The sequence below is a fragment of the Pantoea sp. CCBC3-3-1 genome (assembly GCF_007981265.1).
Classification (GTDB): Bacteria; Pseudomonadota; Gammaproteobacteria; order Enterobacterales; family Enterobacteriaceae; genus Erwinia.
The window spans coordinates 4,554,982-4,567,542 of sequence record NZ_CP034363.1; the positions used below are offsets into that span (position 1 = coordinate 4,554,982).

At 55.2% G+C, this 12,561-nt stretch carries 11 protein-coding genes; 3 read left to right on the top strand and 8 right to left on the bottom strand.

Features of this window, described 5'->3' with window-relative positions; all coding sequences use genetic code 11:
- Positions 1-119: 119 nt before the first annotated feature.
- Positions 120-1,385 carry a cytosine deaminase gene (locus EHV07_RS21420; RefSeq protein ID WP_371419706.1) on the bottom strand — a complete coding sequence of 422 codons (1,266 nt, stop codon included), beginning with the start codon at positions 1,383-1,385 and terminating at the stop codon, positions 120-122.
- 260 nt (positions 1,386-1,645) lie between these two features.
- Here EHV07_RS21420 and nirB point away from each other — a divergent pair, with 260 nt between their 5' ends.
- The 3 genes from nirB to cysG all read left to right on the top strand — a co-directional run bounded on the left by nirB (position 1,646) and on the right by cysG (position 5,948).
- Positions 1,646-4,180 carry a nitrite reductase large subunit NirB gene (gene nirB / locus EHV07_RS21425; RefSeq protein WP_147200121.1) on the top strand — a complete coding sequence of 845 codons (2,535 nt, stop codon included), beginning with the start codon at positions 1,646-1,648 and terminating at the stop codon, positions 4,178-4,180.
- Positions 4,177-4,503 (top strand): nitrite reductase small subunit NirD, encoded by a 327-nt coding sequence (gene nirD / locus EHV07_RS21430; protein ID WP_147200122.1) that lies wholly within the window; start codon positions 4,177-4,179, stop codon positions 4,501-4,503. Before nirB ends, nirD begins: the two co-directional genes overlap by 4 nt.
- An 80-nt stretch (positions 4,504-4,583) precedes the next feature.
- Positions 4,584-5,948: a siroheme synthase CysG gene (cysG, locus tag EHV07_RS21435; protein WP_147200123.1), complete on the top strand. Its 1,365-nt coding sequence runs from the start codon at positions 4,584-4,586 to the stop codon at positions 5,946-5,948.
- 166 nt (positions 5,949-6,114) lie between these two features.
- Here the strand turns inward: cysG and trpS are convergent, their stop codons facing one another.
- The 7 genes from trpS to aroK form a co-directional block, all read right to left on the bottom strand.
- Positions 6,115-7,116: a tryptophan--tRNA ligase gene (gene trpS, locus EHV07_RS21440; protein ID WP_147200124.1), complete on the bottom strand. Its 1,002-nt coding sequence runs from the start codon at positions 7,114-7,116 to the stop codon at positions 6,115-6,117.
- A gap of 18 nt (positions 7,117-7,134) precedes the next feature.
- A complete protein-coding gene (locus EHV07_RS21445; protein ID WP_147200125.1) occupies positions 7,135-7,812 on the bottom strand; it encodes a phosphoglycolate phosphatase in 678 nt (225 codons plus the stop codon).
- Entirely contained in the window at positions 7,796-8,482 is a 687-nt protein-coding gene (gene rpe / locus EHV07_RS21450) for a ribulose-phosphate 3-epimerase (protein WP_147200126.1), read from the bottom strand. The genes EHV07_RS21445 and rpe overlap by 17 nt, the downstream gene beginning before the upstream one ends.
- 52 nt (positions 8,483-8,534) lie before the next feature.
- Positions 8,535-9,356 (bottom strand): adenine-specific DNA-methyltransferase, encoded by an 822-nt coding sequence (gene dam / locus EHV07_RS21455; protein ID WP_147200127.1) that lies wholly within the window; start codon positions 9,354-9,356, stop codon positions 8,535-8,537.
- Positions 9,357-9,478: 122 nt separating this feature from the next.
- The gene (locus EHV07_RS21460; protein ID WP_147200128.1) at positions 9,479-10,465 is read right to left on the bottom strand and encodes an SPOR domain-containing protein; all 987 of its coding nucleotides are present in this window, start codon (positions 10,463-10,465) and stop codon (positions 9,479-9,481) included.
- Between the two features lie 68 nt (positions 10,466-10,533).
- A complete protein-coding gene (gene aroB / locus EHV07_RS21465; protein ID WP_147200129.1) occupies positions 10,534-11,625 on the bottom strand; it encodes a 3-dehydroquinate synthase in 1,092 nt (363 codons plus the stop codon).
- 51 nt (positions 11,626-11,676) lie between these two features.
- A complete protein-coding gene (gene aroK / locus EHV07_RS21470) occupies positions 11,677-12,198 on the bottom strand; it encodes a shikimate kinase AroK (protein ID WP_004160692.1) in 522 nt (173 codons plus the stop codon).
- Positions 12,199-12,561 lie beyond the last annotated feature (363 nt).

Consider the following 12,561-nt stretch of genomic DNA (forward strand, 5'->3'; position numbering starts at 1 on the left):
CAGCTCGACACGGGCCGTCCATGGCCCGTGACGCTTTATTACCGGCCCGTATCCCTCACGCTTTTACTTATGAGTCGTCTGCGGGCCAGATACATCGGCATCGGCAGAAAAAGAGTTCCTCAACGTTTAAAATCCACCCCTTCGCTTTCGTCCAGGTGAATAGTGGCCTGCGCGAGCTGCGTTTCTGCTATCACCCTTCCCTGACGCATTGAGTAGCGCGTTGGCACCTGACGGCGCAGCGCATCAAAACCGTTTTCCGCAGGGAGAATAATCAGGTTGGCACTGTTGCCGGTCTTAATCCCATAATCCGTCAGCTGTAGCGTTTTCGCGCTGTTATCGGTAATCAGTCTGATGCCTTCGTCCAGCTGGCTGTAACCCATCAGCTGGCAAACGTGTAGCCCCATATGCAGTACCTGTAACATATTGGCGGTGCCCAGCGGATACCAGGGATCGAAAACATCATCATGACCAAAGCAGACATTGATATCCGCCTCGAGCATCTCCTTCACCCGGGTAATGCCGCGTCGTTTCGGATAGCTGTCAAAGCGCCCCTGCAAATGAATATTCACCAGCGGGTTAGCGACGAAATTGATCTCAGAAAGTTTTAGCAGCCGGAACAGGCGAGACGTATAAGCGCCATTATAGGAATGCATCGCCGTGGTATGGCTGGCGGTGACGCGTGCACCCATCTTCTCGCGCAGCGCCAGCGCCGCGACGGTTTCCACAAAACGCGACTGCTCATCGTCGATCTCATCGCAATGCACATCGACCATTCGCTGATATTTCTGGGCCAGCGCAAAAGTTTTATGCAGTGACTCCACCCCATATTCACGGGTAAATTCAAAATGCGGGATAGCCCCAACCACATCAGCACCCAGACGCAATGCCTCTTCCAGCAACGCTTCGCCATCGGGATACGAAAGGATGCCTTCCTGAGGAAACGCCACAATCTGAATATCAACCCACGGCGACATCTCTGCTTTGACCTCCAGCATCGCCCGCAGCGCGGTTAGCGTCGGATCGGAGACGTCTACGTGCGTTCTCACATGCTGAATACCGTTAGCGATTTGCCATTTCAACGTTTGCCGGGCGCGCGTTTTCACATCGTCATGACTCAGTAACGCTTTGCGCTCCGCCCAGCGCTCAATGCCTTCAAACAGCGTGCCGGAGGCATTCCATGCCGGTTCGCCGGCGGTTTGGGTCGTATCAAGATGGATATGAGGTTCAATGAAAGGCGGTAGCGCCAGCCCGCCTTCCGCATCCAGCGAATCCGCAGCTGGCGTGCTGTGCGTTTGCGGAGAGATCGCTGCAATCCGCCCTTCGTGAATATCAATTTGCCACAGCCCCTCACGCCAGGGCAGCCGTACGTGGTTCACTCTTTTTATTTGAATTGCCTGCTTAACACGCTCCCGAATGTCAGTGGTCTTATAACCCTATCATTGTTTTCCTCTGTTGCAGGATACCTTGCCAGCCCTGGCTGAACCGATTCAGGTTAAAGTGAATAAAATCTTACGCTTACAGTAAAAACCGCGTGAGCTTACGGCCTACCCATAAAGGAGTATTTGAAAAACGGATTGATATACATCAATAACCCTTGAGTTTGTCACGCTATTGTAGCCGCATTAGTTTGCAATGTGAGGCAAAAATGAGCACCCGACTCGTCATTATTGGCAACGGCATGGTGGGCCATCGTCTGATCGAGGAGCTGGTCGACAAAGCGGCTCCCGGCCAGTTTGCCATCACCGTATTTTGTGAAGAACCCCGCGTGGCTTACGATCGCGTGCATCTTTCCGCTTACTTCTCTCATCATAATGCTGACGAGCTGTCGCTGGTCGCTGAGGGCTTCTATCAGCAGCATCACATTGAGATCCTGACCCGCGAACGCGCCATCAGCATCGACCGTCAGAAGAAAGTGGTTCACTCCAGCACCGGTCGTGAAGTTCATTACGATAAGCTGGTACTGGCGACGGGTTCTTATCCGTGGGTACCACCTGTCAGTGGTGCGGAGGGTACTGACTGCTTCGTTTACCGCACGATTGAAGATCTGGACGCCATTGAAGCCTGCGCCAAACACAGCCAGCGTGGCGTGGTCGTTGGCGGCGGTCTGCTGGGGCTGGAAGCCGCTGGGGCGCTGAAAAATCTCGGCATTGAAACGCACGTTATTGAATTTGCGCCGGTGCTGATGGCTGAACAGCTCGACCCGCCCGGCGGACAGCAGCTGCGCAACAAGATTGAGCAGATGGGCGTCAGGGTACATACCAGCAAAAACACTCAACTCATCAGCGATCGGCCTGAGGGCGGGAAAAAGCTGCGGTTTGCTGACGACAGCGAACTGGACGTTGATTTTATCGTTTTCTCCACCGGCATTCGCCCACAGGATATGCTCGCCAGACAGGCAGACCTGCCTGTTGCACCTCGCGGCGGGGTGCTGGTCGACGACGGTTGCCAGACGGCGGATAAAGACATTTACGCTATTGGCGAATGTGCCGCATGGCAAAACCGGGTTTACGGACTGGTTGCGCCGGGCTACAAAATGGCTCAGGTAGTAGCGGATCGTCTCACCGGTAATAACAACGCTTTTACCGGCGCGGACATGAGCGCCAAATTAAAACTGCTGGGCGTAGACGTTGGCAGTATTGGCGATGCGCATGGCCGCACGGCAGGCGCACGCAGCTACAGTTATCTGGATGAAAATAAGGGCGTTTACAAACGTCTGGTGGTGAGTGCTGATAACAAAACGCTGTTGGGCGCGGTGCTGGTAGGCGACACCAGCGACTACGGTAATCTGCTTCAGCTGATGCTGAACGCCATCGAGCTGCCGGATAATCCTGACTCGCTGATTCTGCCCGCGCATGCGGGTAATAAGCCGGCGCTCGGCGTGGAGTCGCTGCCCGACACGGCGCAAATCTGTTCCTGCTTTGACGTCAGCAAGGGTGATTTGGTGCTGGCAGTACGAAACGGTTGTCATACCGTAGCCGCGCTGAAAGCGGAAACCAAAGCCGGAACGGGCTGTGGCGGCTGCGTGCCGCTGATGACGCAGGTACTCAATGCTGAACTCAGCCATCAGGGCATTGAAGTTAACCATCACCTTTGCGAGCACTTCAGCTATTCACGGCAGGAACTTTATCACCTGATCCGCGTGGAGGAGATCAAATCCTTCGACCAGCTGCTGAAAAAATATGGCAACGGTTACGGCTGCGAAGTCTGTAAACCGACAGTCGGATCGCTGCTGGCTTCGTGCTGGAACGAATATGTGCTGCAACCACAGCTCACCGCATTGCAGGACAGTAACGACAACTTTCTCGGCAACATTCAAAAAGATGGCACCTACTCCGTTATTCCGCGCTCGGCGGGCGGTGAAATTACCCCTGAAGGTTTGATGGCCATCGGCGAAATCGGCCGTCGTTATCACCTCTATACCAAAATCACCGGCTCTCAACGCATTGGCCTGTTCGGCGCGCAAAAAGACGATCTGCCGGCAATCTGGCGGGCGCTGCTGGCAGCCGGATTTGAGACCGGCCACGCGTATGCCAAAGCGCTGAGAATGGCAAAAACCTGTGTCGGCAGCAGCTGGTGCCGGTTTGGCGTAGGCGACAGTACCGGGCTGGGCGTAACGCTGGAGAACCGTTATAAAGGCATCCGTACGCCGCATAAAATGAAGTTCGGCGTTTCTGGCTGCACGCGAGAATGTGCCGAGGCGCAGAGCAAAGATGTTGGCATTATAGCGACGGAAAAAGGCTGGAATCTGTACGTCTGTGGCAATGGCGGCATGAAACCTCGTCACGCGGACCTGCTGGCGGCGGATCTGGACCTCGACACCCTAATCCGCTACCTCGATCGCTTTATGATGTTCTATATCCGCACCGCCGATAAGCTACAGCGCACCTCCCTCTGGCTGGAAAGTCTGGAAGGCGGCATTGATTATCTTAAGCAGGTGATTATTGACGACAGGCTCGCGCTGAACGATCAGCTGGAAGCGGATATTGCTCTGCTGCGCGAGAAATTTGTGTGCGAGTGGCAGGCAACGATTGACGATCCCGCTCAGCAAGCGCGCTTTGCCCATTTCATTAATGCTCCGCAGCGCGACCCGCTGGTCCAGAACATTGCTGAACGTGAGCAGCACCGGCCCGCTCGTCCTGATGAGCGCATTCCCGTGACGTTACTGGAGGAACAATCATGAGCCAGTGGCATTCCGTTTGTGCATTAGAGGAGATCCTCCCGGCCACCGGCGTTTGCGCGCTGATAGCAAACCAGCAGGTCGCGCTGTTCCGCCCCGCTGCGGACGAGGTGGTTTATGCCCTGAGCAATATCGATCCGTTTGCTCAGGCCAGCGTGCTGTCACGTGGGCTTATCGCCGAGCATCAGCAGGCGCTTTGGGTTGCCAGCCCGTTGAAAAAGCAGCGTTTTCGCCTCAGCGATGGCCTGTGCATGGAAGATCCCCACTATTCCGTGCAGGCATGGCCGGCCAGAGTGCAAAATGGCATCGTTGAAGTCGCTATCTGACACGGCCTGTCCGCTATGATGCGGTTTTTAACCCTGCAAGCGCTGCGCTGGCAGGGTTTTCCTCTTTCTGCGAGCAACGTATGCATTACTTTCCCCTTTTTTGTCAGCTTCGCCACCGGCTGGTGCTGCTGGTTGGTGGCGGTGACGTTGCCGAGCGTAAAGCCCGGCTGCTGCTGAAAGCCGGAGCAGAACTACGCGTGTGCGCCACGCACTTTTCATCGCAGTTTTATTTATGGCAGCAGGCCGATCGGCTTTCGCTAATTGAGCAAACTTTCTCGCCAGAAATGCTGCAAGGCTGCTGGCTGGTTGTGGCGGCAACGGACGATAACGCTGTCAATCAGCAGGTCAGCGCAGAGTGCGAATCCAGACAGATTTTTTGTAACCTGGTGGATGCCCCCGAACGAGCCAGCGCGATCGTGCCGTCCATTGTCGATCGCTCGCCACTGATGGTGGCGATTTCCAGCGGCGGCGCGGCGCCGGTCATGGCCCGGCTGTTGCGCGAGAAAATTGAAGCGTTGCTACCGCAGCATTTAGGGAAAATGGCCGCCTGGGCGGGCTCGCTTCGTCAGCGGGTAAAAAATCAGTTTAGTGATATGGCTTCGCGCAGACGCTTTTGGGAAAAAGTGTTCCATCACGATCGCCTGGCCCAAACGCTTGCCAATGCAGATGCCGCCCAGGCTGAAAAACTGACGGAAGCGCTGTTTGCCGAGCCGCCTGAACACCGGGGCGAAGTGGTACTGGTCGGTGCCGGCCCCGGCGATGCCGGATTGCTGACCCTGAAAGGTCTACAGCAAATTCAGCAGGCCGACGTGGTGGTTTACGATCGGCTGGTTTCCGACGAGATCATGGAACTGGTCAGAAGAGATGCAGAACGCATTTTTGTCGGCAAACGCGCCGGTTTTCACTGTGTGCCTCAGGAGGCAATCAACCAGATATTGCTGGAGCAGGCACAGCAGGGAAAACGCGTAGTACGGCTGAAAGGCGGCGATCCCTTTATTTTTGGGCGTGGCGCAGAAGAGCTGGAAGCGCTACTGGATGCCGATATTCCTTTTTCCGTGGTTCCTGGCATCACTGCCGCATCGGGCTGTTCTGCCTACAGCGGTATTCCGCTCACGCATCGTGATTACGCGCAGAGCGTGCGCTTAGTGACCGGGCACGTGCAGCGTGGCGGCGGCCTTGACTGGCAAAGCCTGGCAGCAGAAAAACAGACGCTGGTATTTTATATGGGGCTGGCGCAGGCCGCAGAGATACAGCATCAGCTAATGCTAAACGGTATGGATGGCGCGATGCCGGTGGCGCTGGTGGAAAGAGGAACGTCTACACAACAGCGGGTGGTGAGCGGCGAGCTGGCTGAGTTAACAACGCTGGCGAGTCAGGTGAACAGCCCTGCACTGATTATTGTCGGACGGGTTGTCGCGCTACGCGATCGTTTACGCTGGTTCTGACGGGCCGCAGACAAACCTGAGCAAGCCCGGAGCAAAGCATCGCGGGCCATGGACGCCCCGTGCTGAGCGGCCACGGACGGCACTTTTCGCGTCTCTGCGGAGCGTGTATGCCACTGAGCCTTGTTAATAATCCAGAAGCGAAGCCGGTTCGCTTCTGGTTGGTGCCTTACGGCTGTGCGACGAAGCCGACCGCCTCGTAGACTTTCTTCAGCGTTTCCTGAGCCTGCGCACGGGCTTTCGTTGCGCCATCACGCATTACCTGCTCCAGGAAAGCTTCATCATTACGATAGCGATGATAGCGCTCTTGCAGCTCGGTCAGCATACCGGAAACGGCTTCGGCGACCGCGCCTTTCAGATGGCCATACATCTGGCCTTCGAACTGCTTTTCCAGCTCAGGAATGCTGGTGCCGGTCACGCCGGAAAGAATATCCAGCAGGTTAGAAACGCCCGCTTTATTCTTCACGTCATAACGCACCACCGGTGGCTCATCGCCGTCGGTCATCGCACGCTTAATCTTTTTGACTACCGATTTAGGATCTTCCAGCAGGCCGATAACGTTGTTACGGTTATCGTCAGATTTGGACATCTTTTTGGTCGGCTCAAGCAGCGACATCACGCGTGCGCCCGATTTAGGGATAAACGGCTCCGGCACTTTAAACACGTCGCCGTACAGCGCATTAAAGCGCGCCGCCACGTCACGGCTCAGCTCCAGATGCTGCTTCTGATCTTCCCCAACCGGTACCTGAGTGGTTTGATACAGCAGAATATCAGCCGCCATTAACACCGGGTAGTCGAACAGACCGGCATTAATATTCTCTTCATAACGCGCGGACTTATCCTTGAACTGCGTCATACGGCTCAGTTCGCCGAAGTAGGTATAGCAGTTCAGGATCCAGCCAAGCTGCGCATGCTCAGGGACGTGAGACTGAACAAAGATGGTGCTTTTTTGCGGATCGATGCCGCAGGCCAGATAAAGCGCCAGCGTATCCAGCGTCGCTTTACGCAGCGCGGTGGGGTCCTGGCGCACGGTGATCGCATGCAGGTCAACAATACAGTAGATGCAGTTGTAATCATCCTGCATGCCGACCCACTGACGCAGCGCACCCATATAGTTACCGATGGTCAGTTCGCCGGAAGGCTGTGCGCCGCTAAATACGATGGGTTTCATCTTTTTTCGTCCTGGTAATTACAGCCCGGTGGCGGGCAACAAATCGTTAAAATGGTCGAGTACGAGATCGGGGTTGCTGTTGGCAATCGGCTCACCGTAGTTATAGCCGTAGCTCAGGCCCACGCAGGGCGTTCCCGCAGCCTGCGCGGCCTGAATATCATTACGCGAATCGCCGATAAACAGCAGTTCTGACGGCAGCAGGCCAAACTTGCCCAGCACCATAAACAGCGGTGCCGGATGCGGTTTTTTCGCCGCCACGTCGTCACCGCCGATAATCAGCGAGAAATAGCTGTCAATGCCAAGCGACTGCAACAAGGGAGCGACAAACGGCGTTGGTTTGTTGGTGACAATCGCCATTGGCAGCCCTTTCGCTGCAAGCAGAGCCAGGCCTTCTTTCACCTGCGGAAACAGCTTGCTGCCCTCTTTCACGGTCATCGCATAATGCTTATCCAGCAGCACGCGAGCATCCCGCAGCAGATCGCCGGAAGGCTGATGACCCAGCGCCCACGTCAGCGCCCGTTCAATCAACACATCGGCACCGTTACCAATCCAGGTTGATACGCGTTCAATACCGGCAGCGGGTAAGTTTAATGCGCCCAGCGCCGCGTCCACGGCACCCGCCAGACCTGGCGCGCTGTCAATCAGCGTGCCGTCCAGATCAAAGGCCAGCGCGCGAATATTAGTGAAATGAGCCATGGCGCGATTTCTCCAGTTCAGTACGCATATCATCAATCACTTTTTTGTAATCAGGCTGACCAAAAATGGCCGACCCTGCAACAAACATGTCGGCACCCGCCGCCGCGATTTCGCCAATATTTTCCACTTTCACGCCGCCGTCCACTTCAAGGCGGATATCGTAGCCGCTTTGATCGATCAGTTTCCGGACCTGACGCAATTTATCCAGTGTTCCTGGAATAAATGACTGTCCGCCAAAGCCTGGGTTGACCGACATCAGCAGCACCACATCGACTTTATCCATCACATATTCAAGATAGCTAAGCGAGGTTGCCGGATTGAAAACCAGCCCGGCTTTACAGCCGTGTTCTTTGATCAGCTGTAGCGTGCGGTCAACATGCTCAGAGGCTTCGGGATGAAAAGTGATGTAAGAGGCGCCCGCTTTGGCGAAGTCAGGGATCAGACGATCCACGGGTTTAACCATCAGATGCACATCAATGGGAGCGGTAATGCCGTAGTCACGCAGCGCTTTTAGTACCATCGGCCCCATGGTCAGATTGGGAACGTAGTGATTATCCATCACGTCGAAATGTACGACATCGCCTCCGGCAGCCAGCGCTTTGGCCGTGTCTTCACCCAGGCGGGCAAAATCTGCAGACAAAATTGATGGGGCTAGCAAAAACTTTTTCATCCATTTCTCCCAATTAGCGCGCCTGACAACAGGCACGTACTGCATTTGAGGGTCAGTCGCCGGTAAACAGCGCCAGCAGTTCATTAACCTGGGTTCGTCCGCTACCGTTGCGACTGATAGAACGTCGCGCCTTGATCTGATGCAGCTGCTGTGCCGCCTGATACCATTCGCGCGTCAGCGGCGTGTCATGATTGGAAATCAACACCGGGATCCGGCTTTCACGCGCCAGCTTTACCGCCAGCTCGGCCAGATGCTGCTGCTGCAACAGGCTGAAACTGTTGGTGTGGTAGGCGGTAAAATTCGCCGTGGCCGACAGCGGCGCATAGGGTGGATCGCAATAAACGACCGAGCCTTGCGACGCTCTGCTCAGGGTAACATCGTATGATTCACAGACAAAGGTGGCGTTTTGCGCCCGCTCGGAGAACCAGTAAAGTTCGTCCTGAGGAAAATAGGGCTTACGATAGCGACCAAAAGGCACGTTAAATTCACCGCTTAAATTGTAGCGGCAAAGTCCATTGTAGCAGTGGCGGTTCAGGTACAGAAACAGCACGCCGCGACGATACGGATCGGTGCAACGATTAAACTCAAAGCGACGGGCGTAGTAAAACTCAGCCTCGTTTGCCTCGCTGGTAAACAACTCGCGGGCATCGGCAACGAACTCGTCGACGCGATTTTTGACGATGTTGTAGAGGTTGATCAGGTCACTGTTGATATCGGCCAGCACGTAGCGTGGGAAATGGGTATTCAGAAATACGGATCCCGCGCCAACAAAAGGCTCGATCAGACAGTCCCCTTCAGGTAAATGACGTTGGATATCATCAAGAAGCGGGAATTTACCACCCGCCCATTTCAAAAAAGCGCGATTTTTTTTCATGCCGTCGTTTTATTACAATTACTCTTCTGGCTGCGGTTACACCGACAGCATATCTGCGCTTTAAATCGTCAGGCCGCTTAACGCGGCCTGACGGAGACTGGACGGAGGGTACCCGCCGTTTATCAGTTAGCCGACTCTTTCTTAACCTGGCTTACAGGTTTAACCCACGGATTTTTTGCGCGAACATCCGCTGGCAACGAGGCTACAGCACGCTTCGCATCAGCTGGCGTGGCGTAAGAACCACTGACCAGCACATACCAGGCTTCGCCGTTGCGCGTGGTTTTATATACGTGGTAGCTGCCAAGCCCCTGTTTTTTCGCCCAGGCGTTCAGCGTATCGGAGCGGGAAGCGCTGCTCAACTGCAAGGTGTAATTTCCGCCGGTTACAGCGGAAGAAGCCGTCGAAGCAGGCGCGGATGCGGCTGGCGACGATGCTTTTACCGGCGTATTTTTATGAACGCTTTCTTTCGCAACTGGCTTAGTCACCGTTTTGTGCGTTACAGCAGGTTTATTCTGATGCGGAGCAGGCTGGGCCGCTGGCTGAGCCGCCACTGGACGACTCCCCGCCGTTACCGTCGCGGGCGCCGTTGGCAGCGAACTGGTGTTATCAGCACCCTGCGCGGCGGCATCAACCTGGTTCTGCTGGTTAGACAGCGCATTGTTAAGATCCCCCGGTAATTCAACACGCTGCTGACCCGCTGGCGTCTGAACCGGCTGAGCCTGCGTTGGCGTAGAAGAAATTGGCGGCGCGCTGAGTTCCTCTGGGCTGGACGCAGCCGTGTTGCTGCTGGCGTCAGGCGCAGGGGTTTCGGCTGGCGCTTGCGTGCCAGACTGACCGCTCATTGAAGAGGAGCCTGAAAGATCGATATCGTTGCCGCTGCCGGAGGTTGCGGGTGTTTGCCCGGCATTCTGACTCTCTTTCTTATCTGAGGAGGTCAGCGTGGAGCCAATACCCACCACAATCAGCAGCAGAACCAGGATGCCCACGCCCATCATCATGTGCTGGCGCGAAACCGGGACTTTGGGGGCAGAAGACGTTTTACGGGATCGCTGAGGACGGCGATCGCTGGTGTCAGGCTTTAACTCATCTTCCGGTTTAAACTCGTCCATTCAACCTCCTCCAGTAGAGCAGCAACGCCGCTTCACATCCTGTGAGCAGCGGTAACGTCAATAGTGTTTTAAACCGACTGTTGGCAATCGTTAATTGCCGCCAGAACCCGATCGTGTCCAACGCCGCTGCGTACACAGGAGCGACCTATAGCCAGTGGCAAGACCAGACGCAGCTCGCCAGCAAGCACTTTTTTATCGCGCAGCATATGCGGCAAATAGTCTTCTGCTGCCATGCTCTCCGGACCGGCTACCGGCAACCCTGCCCGCTTCAGCAAGGTAATAATTCTGTCGGTATCCTGCGAGGAGAATTCGCCCAGCCGCTCAGCGGTACGCGCAGCCATGACCATTCCGGCCGCAACGGCCTCACCATGCAGCCAGTTACCGTAGCCCATATGCGCTTCGATCGCATGACCATAGGTGTGGCCCAGGTTCAGCAGCGCACGCTGGCCCATTTCACGTTCATCGGCAGCAACCACTTCCGCTTTTAGCTCGCAGCATCGACGGATGCAATACGCCAGGGCTTTACCGTCAAGCGCCAGCAGCGCATCCATATTCTCTTCCAGCCAGCTAAAAAACTCGCCGTCAAGAATGATGCCGTACTTGATGACTTCAGCCAGGCCCGAAGCCAGCTCGCGCGCAGGGAGTGTGTTCAGGCAGTCGATATCGATCACAACGGAAGCAGGCTGATAGAACGCGCCAATCATGTTCTTGCCCAGGGGATGATTCACGGCGGTTTTTCCTCCAACCGAAGAATCCACCTGAGAAAGGAGCGTGGTTGGCACTTGGATAAAGCGCACGCCACGTTGATAGCTCGCTGCGGCAAAACCGGTCAGATCGCCAATGACCCCACCACCTAAGGCAATCAGGGTCGTGTCGCGACCGTGAGGTTTTTCCAGCAGCGCGGTAAAGACCTGATCCATTACCGCCAGCGTTTTATACTGCTCGCCGTCCGGCAGGATCACCTGGTCTACCTCCACACCCGCTTTTTCCAGCTGCTGGCGCAAAGGTTCAAGATAGAGGGGGGCCAGGGTCTGGTTTGTCACCAGCATGGCCCGATCGCCCGCCTTAAGCGGCCAAAAAGAAGCCGGATCGTTAAACAGTCCGGCAGCAATGGTAATGGGGTAACTGCGTTCCCCCAAAGTGACGGTAATCTTCTCCATGAAGCGTTATCACCTTTTTGCTTTGGCCCGCAGGCGGGGAAAGAGCCTGAATCAGCTCTTTTCCAACATGTTGATAATTTGATTCGCGACCACTTTAGCACTCTGGTCATCGGTACGGATCGTCACGTCGGCAATCTCTTCATAAAGCGGATTACGTTCATCCGCCAGCGCTTCCAGCACCTCGCGCGGCGGAGATTCCACCTGCAACAGAGGACGCTTTTTATCACGCTGCGTACGCGCCAGCTGCTTCTCAATGGTTGTTTCCAGATACACCACGACGCCGCGAGCAGAAAGACGATTGCGCGTTTCACGTGATTTAACGGAACCTCCACCGGTAGCCAGCACGATGCCTTGCTTTTCGGTAAGTTCGTTGATGATTTTTTCTTCGCGATCGCGGAAGCCTTCTTCGCCTTCGACGTCGAATACCCAGCCCACATCCGCTCCGGTACGTCGCTCAATTTCTTGATCGGAATCGAAAAATTCCATATTGAGTTGCTGAGCTAACTGACGCCCAATAGTGCTTTTGCCGGCACCCATAGGCCCAACCAGAAAGATATTGCGTTTCTCTGCCATTTTTTCGGTATTACTAAGACAATTCGTTAATGATACCCCGTCCTACAGCGGACAGGACATGAACTGAAACCTCATGAGCGATAGTGCGAGAGTCAGAGGAAAATTATCTCAACACTGAAGGTGTTTTGGCAACCGATTAAATTGACCTTGCCCATTGCGCACTTTTTTGGCGCGTTTCAGTCCGCTTCATTTATCACTCCGATGTCACTGCATCGGCTACGCCGGTTGCGCACGATAAAAAACGGGTTAAATGTATTCTTCGCAGCCAAAACAAGGCCTGTAAATCAAAATCGCTAAACCTTGTAAGCTAATTCGGCTCTTGCGTCAAACGCATATGGCCGCAATGCGTTAAAAAAGCGCCTG